The organism is Enterocloster sp. 210928-DFI.2.20 (assembly GCF_020554465.1).
GTDB lineage: Bacteria > Bacillota > Clostridia > Lachnospirales > Lachnospiraceae > Enterocloster > Enterocloster bolteae.
Genome location: NZ_JAJCHK010000001.1, coordinates 151,276 through 171,415 on the forward strand (window position 1 = coordinate 151,276; position 20,140 = coordinate 171,415).

A 20,140-nucleotide genomic window follows, 5' to 3' on the forward strand; every position below is an offset into this window, starting at 1 on the left:
AAAGAAGGGAAAGATAGAGATGAAGATACAGCCAAGAGATAAAAGAGCACTTCTCAGGGCAGCTCTGGGAGAGATAAAAAGTGATTTGGCCATAAAGAATGTACAGCTGGTCAATGTGATTACCGGGGAAATTTACCCGGCCAGCGTTTATGTATATGACGGCTTCATTAGCCATGTGGAGTATAAGGAGCCGGGCCGGGAGGAACAGTTTGCGAAAGAAGTGGTGGACGGACAGGGAAAATACCTGATTCCGGGTCTGATAGACGCCCATGAGCATATTGAGAGTTCCATGATGACACCCAGGAATTTTGCAAAGGCGGTGATTCCCAAGGGAACCACCACGGTCATCACAGATCCCCATGAGATTGGAAATGTATGGGGCATTGAGGGAGTTCGGTATATGCATGAGGCTTCGGAGGGCCTTCCCATGCGCCAGCTGATTGACATACCCAGCTGCGTGCCGGCTGTGCCCGGACTGGAGCATGCAGGCGCCGAGTTTGGGCCGGCCCAGATAGAGGAGCTGGCTAAGCTGGAGCGGGTGGTGGGGCTGGCGGAAGTCATGGATTATCTGGATGTGATTCATGGCGGCGACCGCATGATGGATATTATCAGAACAGCCGAGGAGCACGGCTTGTACCTCCAGGGCCACGCCCCCTTTGTGGAGGGAAGGATGCTGTCCGCCTATCTGTGCGGCGGTCCTAACACCTGCCACGAATCCAGGACGGCGGAGGAAGCCCTGGAGAAGATGAGAAGCGGCATGCGGGTGGATGCCAGGGACAGCTCCATCACCAAGAATGTGGAGGCCATATGGAGCGGAGTTAAGGATTTCCGTTTCTTTGACAACTTCTGTCTCTGCACCGATGACAGAGAGGCCGATGATATCCTTCACAACGGCCACATCAATGATGTGGTCAGGGCAGCCATAAGATACGGCATGGAGCCGGTGGCAGCCATCAAGAGCGCCACCCTGAATTCCGCCAGAGAGGCGGGATTGCAGAACCTGGGCGCTGTGGCGCCGGGATATGCGGCCGATATGCTTCTGGTAGATGATTTGAGGGAGCTGACGCCCAGCCATGTGTTCTACGCAGGTAAGCTGGTGGCACAGGAGGGCAGGCTGCTGGCAGAAATTGAGGACAAATCCTATCCTCTGGAGTCAGCCAACTCAGTCCACGTAAGGAAGCTGGCCGCGGAGGACTTTACCATCCATCCGCCTGTATCCCAGGGAAAAGTAAAGGTCAATCTGATGAAATACTATGACATGAATCTCTCCACCACGGATATCGTGTGCGAGGAGGTTTGGGTAAAGGACGGCAGAATAGATATAAGCGGGGACCAGGACCTGAAATTTGTGGCAGTGGTCAACCGCTATGAGGGCAATGACAACATAGCCCTGGGTCTGGTCAGGGGCTTTGGCACAAAGACAGGCGCCCTGGCATCCACGGTATCCCATGACAGCCACAATCTTACCATTGTGTACGACAACCCGGAGGAAGCCCTTATGGCGGCAGAGGAGCTGGCGCGCACAGGCGGCGGTATGTGCGCCGTGAAGGAGGGAAAGATTCTTCACACATTGGCTTTGCCACTGGCAGGCCTTATGTCCCTTAAGCCCGCAGAGGAGCTGGCAGAGGACAGCGCTGTGATGAAGGATGCCAACAGGGCCCTGGGCCTTACCAATATGGAAAATCCTTTGCTCCGCATTGTAACCCTTGCCCTTCCGGTTATACCTGATGCCAAGATGTCGGATATGGGGCTGGTGCAGGTGACCGCAAAACGGATTGTGCCTCTGTTTCCGGAGTAAGACGCAGGATATATATTAAAAAGCAATAAACAAAACCCCTCCGCCAATAAGTATCAATCAGTTGATAACCTTATTGGACGGAGGGGTTTTGTTATAGTTTGATTATATACATTATTCCGTATATGGCGGGATACAGCTTGTAGTTTCCGTACACCGTTTTATGTATGCGACATGGTTCCCAGGCAGGGGCTGTAGGCAGCCACGGGACGCCTTCCGTTTCCGCGGTCCTCCCGGGAACTCTCTGTTTTCAGGTTCTTCTGGGCTGTGGCCAGCATGAGCTTGATTCTGTTTAACTGGTTCACTTCGCTGGCGCCAGGGTCGTAGTCCACGGCAATGATATTGGACAGGGGGTAATTCCGGCGCAGTTCCTTGATGACACCTTTGCCGACGATGTGGTTGGGCAGGCATCCGAAGGGCTGGGTACAGATGATGTTGTTTACGCCGCTGTGAATCAGCTCCAGCATTTCGCCGGTCAGGAACCATCCCTCGCCGGTCTGGTTGCCCAGGGATACGAAGCCTTTGGCCATCTGGGCCAGCTCGTTGATGGCTGACGGGGGCGTAAAATGCATACTGGCCGTCAGTTCCTTCCTGGCTGTCCTGCGGAAATACTCCAACAAGGCAATGCCTGCGTTGCACAGTCTGGCGGTGGATTTTTTGGAGCCCAGGTGCTCGGCCTTAAAGTTGCTGTTGTAGAAGGAATACAGCAGGAAATCCATCAAATCCGGCATCACTGCCTCGGCACCCTCGGATTCCAGCAGCTCCACAATGTGGTTGTTGGCCAGAGGTGAGAATTTCACCAGGATTTCCCCTACAATGCCCACCTTTGGCTTCTTTACATCCAGCCTTGGGAGAGCGTCAAAATCCCGGATAATCCCCTTTATATTGCGTCCGAATTCTATCATGGCCGCGTTTTTCTTGGACAGGGAGGCAATGCAGCGGGCCTTCCATTTCATGTGAAGGGCATTGGCACTGCCTGGTTCTGCCTCATAGGGCCGGGTGGCATAGAGCACCCGCATGAAGATATCCCCGTACACAATGGCCTGCATGGCCTTTGTCAGCAGAGGCACGGTGAAGGTGAAGCCGGGATTTGTCTCCATGCCGTTGGCGTTGACGGAGATGACCGGTATCTGGGGCATTCCCGCCTTTTCCAGGGCCCTGCGGATGAAGCCGATGTAGTTGGATGCGCGGCAGCCGCCGCCGGTCTGGCTCATGAGGACAGCCGTGTGGTCCAGGTCATATTTGCCCGACAGCAGGGCGTCCATGATTTGTCCGATGACAATGAGGGACGGGTAGCAGGCGTCGTTATTTACATATTGGAGTCCCACGTCCACTGCGTTTCTGTTGTGGTTCTGCAATACCTCAATCTTATATCCAAAGGAGCGGATAGCCGGCTCCAGAAGGTCAAAATGAATGGGCGACATCTGGGGGCAGAGAAGGGTGTAATCCTTCTTCATCTCCTTGGTGAACACCACCCGGTGATAGGCGCTGGACACCACCCTGCGCTCAAAATGTCTCTGGTCCCTTACCTTTAAGGCTGCGATGAGGGAGCGGATACGTATTCTGGCAGCTCCCAGGTTATTGACCTCGTCAATCTTTAACACCGTATAAATCTTGCCGGAATGGGTCAGGATATCGGCAACCTGGTCCGTGGTCACTGCATCCAGCCCGCAGCCAAAGGAATTGAGCTGAATCAGATCCAGATTATCCTGGGTCTTTACAAAGCTGGCAGCAGCGTAAAGGCGGGAGTGGTACATCCACTGGTCCGTCACCACCAGAGGCCGTTCCACCCTGCCCAGATGGGATATGGAATCCTCGGTGAGGACGGCAAATCCATAAGAGGTAATCAGCTCCGGTATACCGTGGTGAATCTCAGGGTCCACATGATAGGGCCTGCCGGCCAGGACTATGCCCCTCTTTCCGTGTTCCTTCAGCCAGGCCAGAGTCTCCTCGCCTTTTTTCATCAAATCATCGCGGGAGGCAGTCAGCTCCTGCCAGGCGGCATGGGCAGCCATCCTGACTTCGGCAGCCGGAATCTGGAATGTCCTGGAAAATTCCTTTACAAGGGTATCGGTGAGAATCTCCTCGTTGGTAAACGCCATAAAGGGATTCATAAAATGCACGTTTTCCTCGGCCAGCGCCTCCACGTTATTTTTAATGTTTTCCGCATAGGAGGTGACCATGGGGCAGTTGTAGTGGTTGCCTGCGTCCGGGCTTTCATTGCGCTCATAGGGGATGCAGGGGTAGAAGATGAACTTTACGCCCTGCTTGATGAGCCAGGTCACATGTCCGTGTACCAGCTTGGCAGGATAACACTCGGATTCGCTGGGGATGGATTCGATTCCCAGCTCATAGAGCTGCCTGGTGGACTGGGGAGACAGCACCACATGGTAGCGCAGCTTCTTAAAGAACACAGCCCAGAAGGGGAAGTTTTCATACATGTTGAGCACCCTGGGAATGCCTACCGTACCGCGGTCCGCCTGGTCCATGGGCAGGGATTCGTAGTCAAACATCCGGTGGTACTTGTAATCAAACAGGTTGGGAATCTCTTTCTTGGCCTTTTCAAGGCCAAGACCCCTCTCGCAGCGGTTGCCTGAGATAAAGCGGCGTCCGCTTCCAAACTGGTTGATGGTCAGCACACAGTGGTTGTTGCAGCCCTTGCAGCGGGTCATGGAGGTGCTGTACTTAAGGCCGATGATCTTTTCAAGGGAGAGCATGGAGGTCTCCGGTTCACTGGCCATGTGATAGCGTTCCCTGGCAATGAGGGCAGCGCCAAAGGCGCCCATGATGCCTGCGATGTCCGGGCGTACTGCCGGGCATCCTGATATTTTTTCAAAGCTTCTGAGCACGGCATCGTTGTAGAAAGTGCCTCCCTGGACTACCACGTGTTCTCCGAGGTCGGAAGCATTTGTTATCTTAATTACTTTAAATAATGCGTTCTTAATAACGGAATAAGCCAGACCCGCGGAAATGTCGGCCACGGTGGCTCCTTCCTTCTGGGCCTGCTTTACATTGGAATTCATGAATACCGTGCAGCGGGTGCCCAGGTCCGTGGGATTTTTGGCAAACAGGGCTTCCCTGGCAAAATCCTCCACACTGTAGTTCAGGCTCCTGGCAAAGGTCTCGATAAAAGAACCGCAGCCGGAGGAGCATGCCTCGTTGAGCTGTACGCTGTCCACTGTGCCGTCCTTAATCTTGATGCACTTCATATCCTGTCCGCCGATGTCCAGAATACAGTCCACATCCGGCTCAAAGAAAGCAGCCGCATAGTAGTGGGATATGGTCTCCACCTCTCCCTCATCCAGCATCAGGGCTGCCTTTAACAAGGCTTCGCCGTAACCGGTGGAACAGGAGTAGGCAATACGGGCGGTTTCAGGCAGCTGTTCCTTTATCTCCCGGATAGCCCGGATGGCAGTGGCCAGAGGGCTTCCGTTGTTATTGTCATAGAAACGGTACAGCAGTGTGCCGTCCTCGCCTACCAGGGCAGCCTTGGTGGTGGTGGAACCGGCGTCAATGCCCAGGTAGCAGCACCCCTCATAGGAGGACAGGTCCCCGCTCTTTACATGGTTGCTGGCATGGCGGGCACAGAACCGGTCATAGTCTTCCTGGTCCTTAAAGAGGGGCTCCATGCGCTTGACCTCAAAATCCATCTTAATGCCTGAGGACAGTCTCTGAATCAGGGTCTCCAGGGGAATAGCCTCCTGGTTATCCTGGGGATTCATGGCTGCCCCCACAGCAGCGAACAGGTGGGAGTGATCCGGCGCAATAACCTGCTCCGGCGTCAGGCGCAGGGTGCGGATGAAGCTTTCCCGAAGCTGAGGCAGGAAGTGGAGGGGACCGCCTAAGAACGCCACATTTCCCCGGATAGGCTTGCCGCAGGCCAGACCGCTGATGGTCTGATTGACCACGGCCTGGAAAATAGAGGCAGCCAGGTCTTCCCTGGTGGCGCCCTCATTAATCAGGGGCTGTATGTCGGATTTTGCAAACACACCGCAGCGGGCCGCAATGGGGTATATGGCCTTATAATGTTCTGCATAATCATTGAGGCCGGAAGCGTCCGTCTGGAGCAGGGCCGCCATCTGGTCAATAAAAGAACCGGTGCCTCCCGCACAGATTCCGTTCATTCTCTGGTCGATGCCTCCGGTGAAATAAATAATTTTTGCGTCCTCACCGCCCAGCTCGATGGCCACATCGGTCTGAGGCGCGAAGTCCTGAAGCGCAGAGGCCACGGCCACTACCTCCTGGACAAAGGGAACCTCCAGATGGGAGGAGAGGGTGAGCCCTCCGGAACCGGTTATAACAGGGATTACCTGAATGGGTCCGGTTATCTCACGGGCCTTTTTTAAAAGTCCCGCCAGAGTTTCCTGTATATTGGCATAATGGCGTTCATAATCGGAGAATACTATATGGGAAGCCTGATTTAACAGTGCAACTTTGACGGTTGTGGAACCAATGTCGATTCCAAGCGTAAGGGTATTTGTATGTAATTTCATATATGCGGGGTTTTACCCTGACCTCCTTTGTAACTTGACGGCTGTTCCGCCGCTCCATGGGGGAAAACCATGTCCGGCAGTACTGGGGGACCGTAAAGCTGTTTTACATGTATCATAATACAGTTTTATGGGGAATACTGTGACTTATGCAACAAATTCCGGCGATAAGACGCTGGACATTCATAGTAGAGTTTAACATAAAATAAGTATAAATACAATTGGGGACAGGCGTTAAAAAATCGTGAAGAAATGGCGAAAATTGTGCATGTTTCTAAGGTTCCCTTTTTACTGTTCAGGTAAAATTTATGTATTCTCCCTGAAAAATATTCGGTATAATATAAAATGGAAGGCTATTTCATTTGACAAAAGCGGGGGCAGTCACTATAATGAGAACGTATAATTTCAGAATGGGGGAGAGTTCGCATGATACGGATTTTTAAGACCGAAGACGGTGCTATGCACGAAAAGGAAGAGATGCAGCCTGGCTGCTGGATTGCGTTAACAAACCCTACAGCCTCAGAAATCATTGACATCGCAGATACCTATCAGATTGATCCGGACCATTTGCGGGCGCCTCTGGATGAGGAAGAGCGGTCCCGTATAGAGGTGGAGGATGAATACACCCTGATTCTGGTGGACATTCCTTCCATAGAGGAGCGCAACGGCAAGGACTGGTTTGTCACCATCCCTCTGGCTATCATCACCACCAAGGATGTGCTGATTACGGTCTGCCTGGAGGAGACGCCTGTGCTCACTTCCTTTATGGACGGAAGGGTGAGGGATTTCCACACCTTCATGAAAACCAGGTTTATCCTGCAGATTCTCTATAAAAATGCCACCCAGTTCCTGCAATACCTCCGAATCATTGATAAAAAGAGTGAAGTCATTGAGCGCAAGCTCCACCAGTCCCAGAAGAACGAGGAGCTGATTGAGCTTTTGGAGCTGGAGAAGTCGCTGGTATACTTTACCACCTCCCTTCGTTCCAACGAGGTGGTGCTGGAAAAGCTGCTGCGCATTGAGAAGATAAAGAAGTACCCGGAGGACACGGACCTGCTGGAGGATGTAATCGTGGAGAACAAGCAGGCCATTGAGATGGCCAACATATACAGCGGCATCCTGAGCGGCACCATGGATGCGTTTGCATCGGTTATCTCCAACAACCTGAATATTGTCATGAAGTTTCTGGCTACCGTTACCATTGTTCTGTCCATACCAACCATGATTGCCAGCTTCTACGGCATGAACGTAAACTCTCATGGCATGCCTTTTGCGGACAGTCCCTACGGATTTGCCATAGTACTGGGCCTGACCCTTCTGCTGTCACTGTTTGTTGCGTATATATTTAATAAGAAAGACCTGTTTTAAATAAAGCCACACAGGCAAATGAAAAGGATGATAGGATGAGATTTTTTAATAAGCTTGAGCGCCGGTTTGGCAGATATGCCATTCACAACCTGATGTATTACATTATCATTATGTATGTCATGGGTTTTGTCATGATGTACATGGACCCCATGTTCTTTACCCGGTACCTGAGTCTGGACGCGGAGGCTATTCTTCACGGACAGGTCTGGAGGCTGGTGACATTTTTGCTGTACCCGCCCACACTGAGCCCCTTCTGGATTATTTTTGCGGCGCTCATGTACTATTCACTGGGCCGGTCCCTGGAGGCGGTGTGGGGAGCGTTCCGCTTTAACGTGTTCTTTTTTATGGGAGCCATCGGCATCATACTTGCCGAGTTTATTGTATACTTTATCTGGGGATGGGATATGCACCTTAACACCTCTTACCTGAGTATGTCCATATTCCTGGCTTACGCAGTGATGTTCCCGGAGGAATACTTTTATATTTACTTTATACTTGCCATCAAGGCCAAATGGCTGGCGCTGTTTGATGCCTTTTTCCTGGTGTTCGGGTTCGTATACGGCAGCTTACCCCAGCGAATCGCCATTTTCCTGTCCCTTGCCAACTTCATCATTTTCTTCCTGATGACAAAGGACTTTAAGAAATACAGCCCAAAGGAAGTAAAGCGCAAGCAGGATTTCAAGGTAAAGACCATGCGGCCCGTAAACCGCACCCACCACAAGTGCGCGGTCTGCGGCAGGACCGACGAGGAAAGTCCCGGCATGGAGTTCCGCTATTGTTCAAAATGTGAAGGCAGCTATGAGTACTGCATGGATCATTTATATACACACCAGCACGTGAAAAAATCGGATTCCCCCAAATCATGATTCCGTCTTTCACGTCTGAATCTGCCGTTACACTATTAACTTTCAATTAACTCTCACAATTTTATGGAGGAAGAAACATGAAAAAAACCAAGATTATCTGTACCATGGGCCCCAATACCAGCGACAAAAACATTATGATGGAGCTTGCCAGGAATGGTATGGATGTGGCCCGTTTTAACTTTTCACACGGGGACTACAACGAGCATCAGGGACGCCTGGAGCTGTTAAAGGAAGTGCGCAAGGAGCTGGATATTCCGGTCGCAGCGCTCTTGGATACCAAGGGACCGGAGATCCGTACAGGGCAGCTTAAGGACGGCAAAAAGGTGACTTTGAAGGAAGGCCAGACCTATACCCTGACCACCAGGGAGCTGGTAGGTGACGATACCATCGGCTATATCAATTACAGCGGACTGAATGAGGATGTTGCCGCGGGCAACCGGATTCTCATTGACGACGGACTGATTGAGCTGGAAGTGCGCCAGGTGAAGGATACAGACATTGTCTGTGAGGTCATCAACGGAGGAGAGCTGGGAGAGAAGAAGGGCGTCAATGTGCCCAATGTAAAGATTAAGCTTCCGGCCCTGACGGATAAGGACAAAGAGGATATCCGTTTTGGAATCAGGCAGGGCTTTGACTTCATCGCGGCATCCTTTGTACGTACAGCTGACTGTATTAAGGAAATCAAGGCCATGCTGGATGAGCAGGGTTCCAGTATGAAGGTTATTGCAAAGATTGAGAACGCGGAGGGCATCGAGAATCTGGACGCCATCATCGAGGCAGCGGACGGCATCATGGTAGCCAGAGGCGACATGGGCGTGGAGATACCGGCAGAGAAGGTTCCCCACATCCAGAAGAAAATTATCCGCAAGTGCAACGAGGCTTGTAAAATTGTTATCACAGCCACCCAGATGCTGGATTCCATGATCCGCAACCCAAGGCCAACCAGGGCCGAGGTGACGGACGTTGCCAATGCAGTGTATGACGGCACGGACGCGGTGATGCTTTCCGGTGAGACAGCCATGGGCAAGTATCCTGTGGACGCCCTTAAGATGATGGTTTCCATTGCACTGGAGACAGAGATGCATCTGGACTATGCAGGGTACCGCCAGAGGAAGGTGACGGAGCAGAACATGAAGAATGTTTCCAATGCAGTGTGTTTTGCCTCTGTATCAACCGCTCATGACCTGGATGCGGATGTCATCATCGCTCCCAGTATTACAGGCTTTACCACCCAGATGCTCTCTAAATGGAGACCTGGCGCCAGAATCATCGGCATGTCCCCCAGCATGGCTACGGTCCGCCAGATGCAGCTTCAGTGGGGCGTGGTACCGGTATGGTCCCGCCGCGCAGAGTCCACGGACGAACTGATTGAGAACTCGGTGGAGGAGCTTAAGAACAGAGGTCTTGTGGAGGAAGGCGAGCTGGCCGTCATCACAGCCGGAGTCGTAACCTACGCAAGACGCCATGAGGCAGCCACCCAGACCAATATTATGAGAGTTATTAATATCGAGTAGAGCATAACTAAAAAACACTGGACAAGGAAGTCTGCCCGGGAGTACAATTGAACATATTGTACTTCCTGACAGGCTTTTTGCGCAAAAAGGGAAAGGAGACACATAGATAATGGATAAGAAGCCATTTGTAACACTGGAACAATTAAGGGAGATTGAGAGGACATACCCTACGCCCTTTTATCTTTACGATGAAAAGGGAATCAGGGAGAATGCCGCCAGGCTTAAGCAGGCGTTTTCCTGGAACAGGGGATATAAGGAATATTTTGCGGTCAAGGCCACGCCCAATCCTTTCCTGTTAAATATACTGAAAGACATGGGATGCGGCACGGACTGCTCATCCATGACAGAGCTTATGATGTCCAGGGCATGCGGTTTTTCCGGTTCTGACATCATGTTTTCCTCCAACGATACGCCTCCTGAGGAATTTGCCTATGCGGAAAAGCTGGGAGCCATCATCAACCTGGATGATATCACTCATATCCAGTGTCTGGAGGAAACCCTGGGACATATTCCGGAGACCATCAGCTGCCGTTTTAACCCGGGCGGTCTGTTTAAAATCAGCAATGACATCATGGACAATCCCGGCGATTCCAAATACGGCATGACCGCAGAGCAGATTGGCCAGGCATTTAAGATTCTGAAGGAAAAGGGCGCAAAGCATTTCGGCATACATGCGTTCCTGGCCAGCAATACGGTGACCAATGAATACTATCCCATGCTGGCAAAGATTCTGTTTGAGCTGGCTGTTAAACTGAAAGAGGAGACAGGCGTCCATATCGCGTTCATCAATCTGTCCGGCGGCATCGGAATCCCCTACCGTCCGGACCAGGAGCCCAATGACATCCTGGCAATTGGTGACGGCGTAAGAAGGGTCTATGAAGAGATTCTGGTTCCCGCCGGTATGGATGATGTGGCTCTGTGCACGGAGCTGGGACGTTTCATGATGGGGCCTTACGGCGCCCTGGTGACAAAGGCCATCCATGAGAAGCACACTTATAAGGAGTATGTGGGCGTGGACGCCTGCGCCGTGAACCTGATGCGGCCGGCCATGTACGGCGCTTACCATCACATCACGGTCATGGGCCGGGAGGATGAGCCATGTACCCGCATGTACGATGTGGTAGGTTCCCTGTGCGAGAACAACGATAAGTTTGCCATTGACCGCATGCTTCCGGAAATTAAAAAGGGAGATCTTCTGTTTATCCACGATGCGGGCGCCCACGGATTCGCCATGGGATATAATTATAACGGAAAGCTGAAGTCAGCAGAGCTTCTGTTAAAGGAGGACGGCACTGTGGAGATGATACGCAGGGCAGAAACTCCTGAGGATTACTTTGCTACCTTTGATTTTTGTGATATACTGAGGAATATTGACTGATGAATGAAGAGGCATCATGTATGCCCGGGAGCCCTGGCGCACTGCAGAAGGCAGTCTGCCGGGGCTTTGCTGCGGTTTGAATGTTCATGACAAGGAGGTATGAGGATGGTAAAGATTGGTTTTATAGGAATGGGAAACATGGGAAATGCCATTTTAAACGGGCTTCTCAAGACGCACAGACCGGAGGATATGATATTTTCAGCGGCCCATCAGGATAAGATGGAGGCAGTGACAGCCAGGACAAAGGTGCCCCATGCCGGTTCCAACAGGGAATGCGCAAAGGCGGTGAAGTATCTGATACTGGCGGTAAAGCCCCAGTATTTTGACGCGGTGTTTTCGGAGATAAGGGATGTGGTAACGCCGGAGCAGGTGGTGATATCCCTGGCTCCCGGCGTCACGATTTCCAATATCACAGAGCGCCTGGGCGGGAATGTGCGGGTGGTAAGAGCCATGCCCAACACGCCTGCCATGCTGGGAGAAGGCATGACCGGCATTTCCTGCAGGGAAGGCTCCTGCACAGAGGAGGAAAAGGAAACCGTACGGGACATATTTTCCTCCTGCGGACGGGTGGAGATGGTGGAAGAACGGCTTATGGACGCAGTTGGCTGTGTCAGCGGCAGTTCGCCTGCTTTTGTGTACATGTTTATTGAGGCCCTGGCTGACGGAGGGGTCAAATACGGCCTTCCCAGAAAGACTGCCTATGCCATGGCAGCCCAGACTGTCCTGGGCAGCGCAAAAATGATTCTGGAGACAGGAAAGCATCCGGGCCAGTTAAAGGACGAGGTGTGTTCCCCGGGCGGCACCACCATTGCGGGCGTATCAGCCCTGGAGGAGCACGGACTGAGAAATGCGCTCATCAAGGCGGCGGACGCCTGCTATGAGAAGACCCAGAGCATGAAGTAGGACAATAATATCAAACCAAAACAGAGAGGAAGGAACAGACATGGAAGATAAGGAAAAGAATACGCAGATACCGGTGATACGGCTGGACCGCCAGCTTAAATATGAGGGAAACATTCTTAAGATATACGAGGACAAGGTCCTGGCTAACGGCCATGAGGCCAGGTGGGATTTCATCCATCACGATGGTGCGGCGGCTGTCCTGCCTGTTGCCGACGATGGAAAAATCCTTATGGTGCGCCAGTACCGCAATGCCCTGGACCGCTACACCCTGGAGATTCCGGCAGGCAAGCTGGATGCGCCGGGGGAGCCCAAGGTGGAGTGCGCGTTCCGGGAGCTGGAGGAGGAGACAGGATACAGGGTGGAATCACCGGAGAACCTGGAGTACCTTATGAGCCTTACCACAACCGTTGCCTTCTGCGATGAGGCCATTGACATATTCGTGGCCCACAACCTGATTCCCTCCCATCAGAATCTGGATGAGGATGAGGTGATCAATGTGGTTCCATGCAGCCTGGGAGAGCTGGAGGACATGATATACACAGGAAAGATTACGGACGGCAAGACCATTGCCGCCATTATGGCCTATGCCAGAAAATACCGTTCTGAGGATAAGAAGGACACCATGGTCAAGGGCTAAGTCATAAACCATGTATTTCTGTCATACAGTAGTGGGGGAGAAGCTGCAGCTGATATGTTTCTTACCTGTAAACTGGGACAGGAGGATAATGCATGGGAATGAGGTGGTTAAGGCTGCGTCTGGGGACGCTCACCTATGAGGACTGGCTGCTGTTCTGTTTTACGGCAGGGATTTTTTGCGGTACGGCAGCCGCGCTGGCATTTGGCGGTCCCACGGTGCAGGGGTGTATCCTGGGAGCAGCGGGCTCCTTCGGAAGCGGAAACAGGGGAGTAAAGGAATATATAACTGTATTCAGGCAGAGGGCCCTGGAGACCTGCGGCGGGTGGCTGGCCGGAGTTACTGTGTGCAGCCAGATGCTGTTTGGGTTCCTGACCTTTTACGCAGGGATGAGCCTGGCAGTGGTTCTGTCTGTGCTGACCATCCGCAAGGGACTGTTGGGAATCGCTGCATTTTTATGTACGGTCCTGCCCCATGGTCTGGTCTATCTCCTGGTGTGGTACGTGCTGTCAGGCTGGTCAGGCCAGATTCAGAAAAAGCTCCATATCCTGCCGGGACTTCTGCTGTTAATTATCACCGGCGCAGGGGCGTTCCTGGAGGTTTTCGTTTCACCCTTCCTGTGGGGGCTTTTTCCATAGGGGAGCAGAGGATACAAAGGATAAAAGGGGAAGCAAATATGGAATGGCTGTTGTATGCGTTCGGTTCAGCTGTGTTCGCCGGCCTGACTGCCGTCTTATCGAAAATCGGCGTCAGGGATACGGACTCGGATTTGGCCACCGCGGTCCGTACCGCAGTGGTTCTTGTGTTTTCGTGGATTATGGTGTTCCTTACCGGTTCAGCTGGTTCCATAGGAACCATAAGCGCCAAAACCTGTCTGTTTCTGGTACTGTCCGGCGTGGCCACAGGGGCTTCCTGGCTGTTTTATTTCAGGGCCCTTCAGCTGGGGGATGTGAACAAGGTGGCCCCCATTGATAAATCCAGTACCATACTGACCATGTTTCTGGCCGCCCTGATACTGGGGGAAGGACTTGGGGGTATGAAAATCCTGTGCATGGCCCTGATTGGGACAGGCACCCTGATGATGATTCAGAAGCGGAAGCAAGGAGTGGAAAAGACAGGAAGCAGAAGATGGCTTGGGGCTGCCCTTTTATCGGCTGCATTTGCCAGCCTTACAGCTATTTTGGGAAAAATTGGAATACAGGGAGTGGAATCCAACCTGGGAACAGCCATCCGTACCTGCGTGGTGCTGGCAATGGCCTGGCTCCTGGTATTCCTTCAGGGAAAGCAGAAGCATCTGGGTAGAATCGCGCCAAAGAGCTGGTGTTTCCTCGTTATTTCGGGATTTGCCACAGGGGCCTCCTGGCTGTGTTATTACAGGGCCCTGCAGGAGGGGCCTGCCAGTGTCGTTGTACCCATTGACAAGTTAAGCATTCTGGTGACCATACTGTTTTCCCGAATATTCCTGGGGGAGAGGCTGGACCGCAAATCCTTTGCAGGTCTGGTTCTTCTGACCGCAGGTACGCTTCTGCTGTTATTATAGGAATCCAAAAGGAGAGATGTACGTGAAGAAGAAAAAAACGGGACGAATCTGCTTAAAGCGGCTGTTCCTGGCTTTGTACATACCATATGCAGTGAATATACCCCTGGCAGCCTATGTATGGGCAGGAGGGATTTGGCCGCCGGAGGGAGCCGTTAGCCCGGCTGTGCGGACAGGGCTTCTGGCTGTGGGGCTGGCCTGTACCTGGCTGGTCTGGATGGCTTACAATATCATGCCCAGAAAAAAAGATTTCTTTGCCTCATGGCGGGTGACCATCATGGAAGGCGGCCGGAGTCTGTGCTACAGCGCCCTGTATGGGTTCGCTGCCCAGGCAGCCGTCCTTTTATGGCTGTATCCCAAGGCGTACCGGGCCGTACATGACCAGAGGGTTCTGTGGATAAACGGCATCTACAGCGCAATCATGCTGTTTATCCTGTTGTGGAACGGAATCCTGCGCATATTTTTCACCTCTGTCCGGCTGCGGCTCAAATACCGCATCCTGATGCTCTTAGCCATGTGGATTCCGGGTCTTAACCTGGGGGTTCTGCTCTATGCCATGAGAATTGTACACGGGGAATATGATTTTGCCTGCTACAAGGAATCCGTGCGCCAGGTACGCGCCCAGTCGCAGATATGCAGCACCAGGTATCCGCTGCTTCTGGTTCACGGGGTGGGGTTCAGGGACCTGCGGTATTTTAACTATTGGGGCAGGATTCCAAGGGAGCTGGCCCGGTATGGGGCGGATATCTACTACGGCAACCAGGAGGCATTTGCAACGGTTGCGTACAATGCAGGCGATATTTACAGAAAAATACAGGAGATATGCAGGGAGACGGGATGTGAAAAGGTGAATATCATTGCCCACTCCAAGGGCGGCCTGGATTCCCGCTATGCCATATCCAGGCTGGGAGCGGCACCCATGGTAGCGTCCCTGACCACCATCAATACGCCTCACCGGGGCTGCCGGTTCGTGGACTACGCGTGCAGGCTGCCCGAAGGCCTGTACCGCGCCATTGCAGGTGTATTTGATTTGTGGTTCAGCAGGTTCGGTGACTCGCACCCGGACTTCTACACGGCCACCCACCAGTTCAGCACAAGAGCCAGCATCTGTTTCAACGAAGAGGTGGCGGATGCGCCGGGGGTTTATTACCAGAGTTACGCATCGGTTATGAGGGATTTCCTCAGCGATCCCCTTTTATGGTTTCCTTACCTGATCATCCGGGCTGTGGATGGGAAAAATGACGGGCTGGTGACACCGGAGTCCGCCATGTGGGGCGAGTTTAAAGGTACCATTGCCAACCGTAAGCACAGAGGTATATCCCACGGTGATATGATTGATTTAAAGCGTGAGGATTACAAGGGATTTGATGTGACGGAGTTTTATGTGGAGCTGGTAAAAACACTGAAAGAAAAGGGATTCTGATGTTTTTCAGGGGTTATGTGAGAAAAATATTTTACCATTGCTTTACAACATATTGACATGCAAAAATACCCCCTTCCAACATGTTGTATGTTTTATGTTAATCACCTGAAAATGGGGCCCAAAGTGGGAAAAATGTGTTTGATTTTATGGAAAAATGCAGATATAATGATAGTCAGCATACGATTTTGGGCTACTTTTTGTGAGAAACGGGTTAGGGGAAAATAGCGATATGACGTCCGATATAAAAAGCTTTGTGAGCTACCTGAGGGATGTGAAAAAGACCTCCAGGAACACGGAAATTTCCTACCAGAGAGATTTGATGCAGCTTAAGTCTTTTCTGGAGGATAAAGGAATAACAGAAGTTGAAAAGGTGACTAAGACCAGTCTGAATTCATATATCCTTTTTTTGGAAAAAGAGGGGAAGGCCACGACCACCATATCCAGGGAGCTGGCATCCATGAAGGCTTTTTTCAATTTCATGTTCAAAGAAGGACGAATCCGCAAGGACCCGGCGGAGCTCCTGAAAGCGCCCAAGATTGAGAAAAAGGCCCCTGTGATACTGAGCGTGAATGAGGTCAACGCTCTGCTGGACCAGCCGGGCATGACAACATCCAAGGAAATACGGGACAAGGCAATGCTGGAGCTGTTGTACGCCACGGGAATACGTGTGTCAGAGCTAATCGGGCTGGAGCTTTCGGATCTTAACATGCAGGTGGGCTATATCACCTGCAGGGATGGACAGAAGGAGCGCATGGTTCCTTTTGGGAAGCCGGCCAAGCAGGCTTTGAGCGTGTATCTGGAAAAGGGACGCTCACAGCTGCTTAAGGGTAAGGAATCCCAGTGGCTGTTCACCAATTGCAGCGGCAAGGCCATGAGCCGCCAGGGCTTCTGGAAGATTATCAAGTACTACGGGGAAAAGGCCGGTATCCAGGCCGATATAACCCCTCATACCCTGCGCCATTCCTTTGCGGCCCATCTGATTCGGGGCGGCGCCGATATCCATGCGGTCCAGGCCATGCTGGGCCATTCCGATTCCACCACCACCCATATGTACGCTGCCTATTCCGGCAATACGGTGGGAGAAACCTACCGGGCGGCTTTGCCCAGAAAATAGGAAAATGCGGTAATGATGTTTAAATGAGTCCTGTCTTTTTGACAGGGCTTTTTTGTGTGGTGCAGGATATTAAAGTTCCTTTGCCTGGCTCACATAGGAGAGAATCTGCCTGGCATAGGCGTCAGCCATGCTGTCCGGGGTCAGCATTTCCGGTTCATATTCCGCGTAGGTGAGGGATGCTTTATATTCCTGCATGAGAGCCGGAGACCAGAGAGCGCCGAACTGGGGGAGGAAGAGCCCCTGCTTTTTTGTGTAGCAGGTCCGGGCCGTGGCTTTTGTGCGCGCATCCCTGTCCACATATTCGCCTACGCTTTTATGAATGGCCGTGTCTTCCAGGGGCAGGTAGTAATAGTCCTTATAGTTGGAATAAAAGTACTTGAGCTCTCCCTGGTAGAGGGCAATATTACATATAAGAGTGTCCCGGTTCAGCTCCAGGCTCACCGGGGCGCTGTCGTATGCCAGGGGCACCGGGATGGCGCAGCGGCTTTTCCAGGTAAGGCTGAGGAAGGGGCAGGCATTTCCTGCCATGTCGTCATAGGTGAAAAGCTGCTGGGATTCCAGTGAAAAAGGGGCTTCCATCATATCCGCATAGCTCAGGATAGGCAGTATGGAGGGCATGCCCTTTAAATCGTCCTCATTGTGGAGAATCAGCAGGTCGTACAGGAAGGATTCATGGGTCATCAGGTATTCACGGTAAACCTCTATGAGCTGCCCTCCATTGTATTTGTCTTCCCGGGCAAGGCCCAGGAACTGTTCTATGGATTTCTGCTTCATGTTCTCAAGGCCCAGCAGCTTGCGGTAGGGCTTTATTTTTTTGTAGATATCCACGCTTTTTATGCAGTCAAAATTATAGGGCAGCTCCAGCCGGCGGCAGCATTTTAGGAGATAGGGGATATCAAAGCCGTCTCCGTTAAAATGTACCAGTATCTTAAAGCGCTCCATGAAGGTGAAGAAGGCTGTCAGAAGCTCCCTTTCGGATTCGCGCGAGTCGGCAAACCACTGTATGAGCTTCCAGCCAAAGCCGTCGTGGTATGTGCAGCCGATCAGATACAGCTGGGATGTGTCGCCGGAAAAGCCAGTGGTTTCTATATCGAAAAAAAGCAGGTCCTTAAGGGGGCCGATGCGGTCCAGAGGATATGTGTCAGGTAAATCAACAGGATGTTTAATGGTTATCATGTGTAGTCACTCCTTTTTAGAGGGAACCGGATATGAGCAGCGGTCAGTTCCGGATAGCCCCTATGGGTTAGTGTATACTAAAAAATCCGGGAACGCAAGTGTCTGATGCCCGGAGTTTGGTCCAAAACAGAATATTTGTTCGGCAGACTTGCATTGAATTCATGGGTATGATATGATGAAGGGCAGGACATTAGAGAGAGAAAGAACAGGAAGAATACATGATTTCTTACGTAAAAGGGCCTCTCATGGCCATTGAGGAAGACGTTATCGTGGTGGAGGCAGGCCATGTGGGCCTGGCCATCCACGTACCTGTCTCCCTGCTCCCGGAGCTTCCGGGAATGGGGAAAGAGGTGACGGTTTATACATATTTTCAGGTAAGGGAGGATGCCATGACGCTCTATGGCTTCCTGCACAGCCAGGACAGGGACATGTTCAGGCAGCTGCTGGGAGTAAACGGCATCGGACCAAAGGGAGCATTGGGAATTCTCTCCGTGCTCCGTCCCGACGACCTGCGCCTTGCCATTGTCAGCGAGGATGTGAAGGCTCTGGCAAAAGCGCCGGGCATTGGCAACAAGACGGCGCAGCGCCTGATTCTGGATTTGAAGGACAAGATATCCATGGACGACGTGCTGGGGAACATGGCCGGCGGGGCCGGCATGGGTGCCGCGGATACAGGCGCATCCGTGGCAGGCCTGGTGGAAGCGGCCAAGGAGGCGGTCCAGGCACTGGTAGCTCTTGGCTACACCAACACAGAGGCATCCAGGGCAGTGAAGCAGGTGGAGGTTACGGACGGAATGACTTCGGAGGATGTGCTGAAGGCGTCCCTGAAGCATTTGTCCTTCCTGTAGGGATTCTGGCAAACGTCAAATTGGGATATGCAGAGGTGTAAATGGAACGCAGGATTATAACAACAGAAGTGACGGCGGAAGACGAGCGCATAGAGACCACGCTCCGACCCCAATGTCTCAGGGATTATGTGGGGCAGGAGAAGATTAAATCCACCCTGAACATCTATATAGAAGCAGCCAAGACCAGGGGGGAGCCCCTGGACCATGTGCTGTTTTACGGCCCGCCGGGTCTGGGCAAAACCACGCTGGCCGGCATCATTGCCAATGAGATGGGAACCAATATGAAGGTCACCAGCGGCCCGGCCATTGAAAAGCCCGGGGAGATGGCGGCCATTTTGAATAACCTCCAGGAGGGGGATGTGCTTTTTGTGGACGAGATACACCGTCTGAACCGTCAGGTGGAGGAGGTGCTGTACCCGGCCATGGAGGATTTTGCCATTGACATCATGCTGGGAAAGGATTCCACTGCCAGGTCCATACGTCTGGACCTGCCCCATTTCACATTGGTGGGAGCCACCACCAGGGCAGGACTTCTCACCGCGCCCCTAAGGGACCGGTTTGGTGTGATCCAGCGCCTGGAATTCTATACGCCGGAGGAACTGAAAATCATTATCCTCCACTCCGCCAGGGTCCTGGGCGTTGAAATCGAAGCAGGGGGAGCCATGGAGCTGGCCAGACGTTCCAGGGGAACCCCAAGGCTGGCCAACCGGCTGTTAAAGCGGGTCAGGGATTTTGCCCAGGTCAAATATGACGGCGTTATTACCCGGGAGGTAACTGATTTTGCCCTGGACATCATGGATGTAGACAAGCTGGGACTGGACCAGAACGACAGGAATATCCTGCTGATGATTATAGAAAAATTCTCCGGCGGCCCCGTGGGATTAGATACTCTGGCAGCGGCCCTGGGAGAAGACTCAGGAACCCTGGAGGAGGTATACGAACCATACCTCCTTATGAACGGTCTAATCAACCGCACCCCAAGGGGCCGCATGGCCACCGAGACAGCCTGCCGCCACCTGGGGCTAGAAATGCAGAAACCGCCTTGTTAAGAAGGCTGGGGGTGTGGTATAATGTCCACGTAGGCAATGAGCAGT

The 20,140-nt window shown here is 52.4% G+C and carries 15 protein-coding genes; 13 read left to right on the forward strand and 2 right to left on the reverse strand.

From position 1 onward, the window contains the following. The first annotated feature begins 19 nt into the window (after nucleotides 1-19). Nucleotides 20-1,798, forward strand: coding sequence for an adenine deaminase (ade, locus tag LI015_RS00700; protein ID WP_002567949.1), 1,779 nt, complete (start codon nucleotides 20-22; stop codon nucleotides 1,796-1,798). A 158-nt stretch (nucleotides 1,799-1,956) separates the two neighbouring features. Here ade and LI015_RS00705 read toward each other — a convergent pair whose 3' ends face one another. Beyond that, complete coding sequence (locus LI015_RS00705) at nucleotides 1,957-6,288, reverse strand: acyl-CoA dehydratase activase-related protein (protein ID WP_227123731.1); 4,332 nt, start codon at nucleotides 6,286-6,288, stop codon at nucleotides 1,957-1,959. Nucleotides 6,289-6,711: 423 nt separating this feature from the next. On the opposite strand from LI015_RS00705, the gene LI015_RS00710 reads away from it, so the two are divergent. From LI015_RS00710 to LI015_RS00755, 10 genes are all read left to right on the forward strand, one after another. Then, entirely contained in the window at nucleotides 6,712-7,653 is a 942-nt protein-coding gene (locus LI015_RS00710; protein WP_002567947.1) for a magnesium transporter CorA family protein, read from the forward strand. Between the two features lie 35 nt (nucleotides 7,654-7,688). Then, a complete protein-coding gene (locus LI015_RS00715; protein WP_002567946.1) occupies nucleotides 7,689-8,519 on the forward strand; it encodes a rhomboid family intramembrane serine protease in 831 nt (276 codons plus the stop codon). A gap of 77 nt (nucleotides 8,520-8,596) precedes the next feature. Then, nucleotides 8,597-10,033: a pyruvate kinase gene (pyk, locus tag LI015_RS00720; RefSeq protein WP_002567945.1), complete on the forward strand. Its 1,437-nt coding sequence runs from the start codon at nucleotides 8,597-8,599 to the stop codon at nucleotides 10,031-10,033. 109 nt (nucleotides 10,034-10,142) lie between these two features. Then, entirely contained in the window at nucleotides 10,143-11,411 is a 1,269-nt protein-coding gene (locus LI015_RS00725; RefSeq protein WP_002571740.1) for a diaminopimelate decarboxylase, read from the forward strand. A gap of 105 nt (nucleotides 11,412-11,516) precedes the next feature. Further along, nucleotides 11,517-12,314 carry a pyrroline-5-carboxylate reductase gene (gene proC, locus LI015_RS00730; RefSeq protein WP_002567943.1) on the forward strand — a complete coding sequence of 266 codons (798 nt, stop codon included), beginning with the start codon at nucleotides 11,517-11,519 and terminating at the stop codon, nucleotides 12,312-12,314. Between the two features lie 40 nt (nucleotides 12,315-12,354). Beyond that, the gene (locus tag LI015_RS00735) at nucleotides 12,355-12,951 is read left to right on the forward strand and encodes an NUDIX hydrolase (RefSeq protein WP_002571742.1); all 597 of its coding nucleotides are present in this window, start codon (nucleotides 12,355-12,357) and stop codon (nucleotides 12,949-12,951) included. A gap of 92 nt (nucleotides 12,952-13,043) precedes the next feature. Next, nucleotides 13,044-13,586: a hypothetical protein gene (locus LI015_RS00740; RefSeq protein WP_002567941.1), complete on the forward strand. Its 543-nt coding sequence runs from the start codon at nucleotides 13,044-13,046 to the stop codon at nucleotides 13,584-13,586. A gap of 38 nt (nucleotides 13,587-13,624) precedes the next feature. Beyond that, nucleotides 13,625-14,488: an EamA family transporter gene (locus LI015_RS00745; protein ID WP_118017528.1), complete on the forward strand. Its 864-nt coding sequence runs from the start codon at nucleotides 13,625-13,627 to the stop codon at nucleotides 14,486-14,488. Nucleotides 14,489-14,510: 22 nt separating this feature from the next. Further along, entirely contained in the window at nucleotides 14,511-15,908 is a 1,398-nt protein-coding gene (locus tag LI015_RS00750; protein WP_002571744.1) for a lipase family alpha/beta hydrolase, read from the forward strand. Nucleotides 15,909-16,137: 229 nt separating this feature from the next. Next, on the forward strand, nucleotides 16,138-17,022 hold the full coding sequence (locus tag LI015_RS00755) for a site-specific tyrosine recombinase (protein ID WP_002567938.1): 885 nt from the start codon (nucleotides 16,138-16,140) through the stop codon (nucleotides 17,020-17,022). A 69-nt stretch (nucleotides 17,023-17,091) separates the two neighbouring features. On the opposite strand, the gene LI015_RS00760 is transcribed toward LI015_RS00755, so the two are convergent. Beyond that, entirely contained in the window at nucleotides 17,092-18,198 is a 1,107-nt protein-coding gene (locus LI015_RS00760) for a ribonuclease H-like domain-containing protein (RefSeq protein WP_227123732.1), read from the reverse strand. Nucleotides 18,199-18,416: 218 nt separating this feature from the next. Between LI015_RS00760 and ruvA the strand changes: the two genes are divergently transcribed. Further along, nucleotides 18,417-19,046: a Holliday junction branch migration protein RuvA gene (gene ruvA / locus LI015_RS00765; protein WP_002567936.1), complete on the forward strand. Its 630-nt coding sequence runs from the start codon at nucleotides 18,417-18,419 to the stop codon at nucleotides 19,044-19,046. Nucleotides 19,047-19,087: 41 nt separating this feature from the next. Continuing rightward, on the forward strand, nucleotides 19,088-20,095 hold the full coding sequence (ruvB, locus tag LI015_RS00770; protein WP_002567935.1) for a Holliday junction branch migration DNA helicase RuvB: 1,008 nt from the start codon (nucleotides 19,088-19,090) through the stop codon (nucleotides 20,093-20,095). Nucleotides 20,096-20,140 lie beyond the last annotated feature (45 nt).

What these genes read in the sequence shown, in the direction of transcription:
- ruvA (WP_002567936.1), top strand. Translation starts at nt 18,417, where the DNA reads ATGATTTCTTACGTAAAAGGGCCTCTCATGGCCATTGAGGAAGACGTT.
- LI015_RS00760 (WP_227123732.1), bottom strand. Translation starts at nt 18,198, where the DNA reads ATGATAACCATTAAACATCCTGTTGATTTACCTGACACATATCCTCTG.
- LI015_RS00740 (WP_002567941.1), top strand. Translation starts at nt 13,044, where the DNA reads ATGGGAATGAGGTGGTTAAGGCTGCGTCTGGGGACGCTCACCTATGAG.
- LI015_RS00755 (WP_002567938.1), top strand. Translation starts at nt 16,138, where the DNA reads ATGACGTCCGATATAAAAAGCTTTGTGAGCTACCTGAGGGATGTGAAA.
- LI015_RS00705 (WP_227123731.1), bottom strand. Translation starts at nt 6,288, where the DNA reads ATGAAATTACATACAAATACCCTTACGCTTGGAATCGACATTGGTTCC.
- LI015_RS00710 (WP_002567947.1), top strand. Translation starts at nt 6,712, where the DNA reads ATGATACGGATTTTTAAGACCGAAGACGGTGCTATGCACGAAAAGGAA.
- LI015_RS00745 (WP_118017528.1), top strand. Translation starts at nt 13,625, where the DNA reads ATGGAATGGCTGTTGTATGCGTTCGGTTCAGCTGTGTTCGCCGGCCTG.
- ruvB (WP_002567935.1), top strand. Translation starts at nt 19,088, where the DNA reads ATGGAACGCAGGATTATAACAACAGAAGTGACGGCGGAAGACGAGCGC.
- pyk (WP_002567945.1), top strand. Translation starts at nt 8,597, where the DNA reads ATGAAAAAAACCAAGATTATCTGTACCATGGGCCCCAATACCAGCGAC.
- LI015_RS00715 (WP_002567946.1), top strand. Translation starts at nt 7,689, where the DNA reads ATGAGATTTTTTAATAAGCTTGAGCGCCGGTTTGGCAGATATGCCATT.
- LI015_RS00735 (WP_002571742.1), top strand. Translation starts at nt 12,355, where the DNA reads ATGGAAGATAAGGAAAAGAATACGCAGATACCGGTGATACGGCTGGAC.
- proC (WP_002567943.1), top strand. Translation starts at nt 11,517, where the DNA reads ATGGTAAAGATTGGTTTTATAGGAATGGGAAACATGGGAAATGCCATT.
- LI015_RS00725 (WP_002571740.1), top strand. Translation starts at nt 10,143, where the DNA reads ATGGATAAGAAGCCATTTGTAACACTGGAACAATTAAGGGAGATTGAG.
- ade (WP_002567949.1), top strand. Translation starts at nt 20, where the DNA reads ATGAAGATACAGCCAAGAGATAAAAGAGCACTTCTCAGGGCAGCTCTG.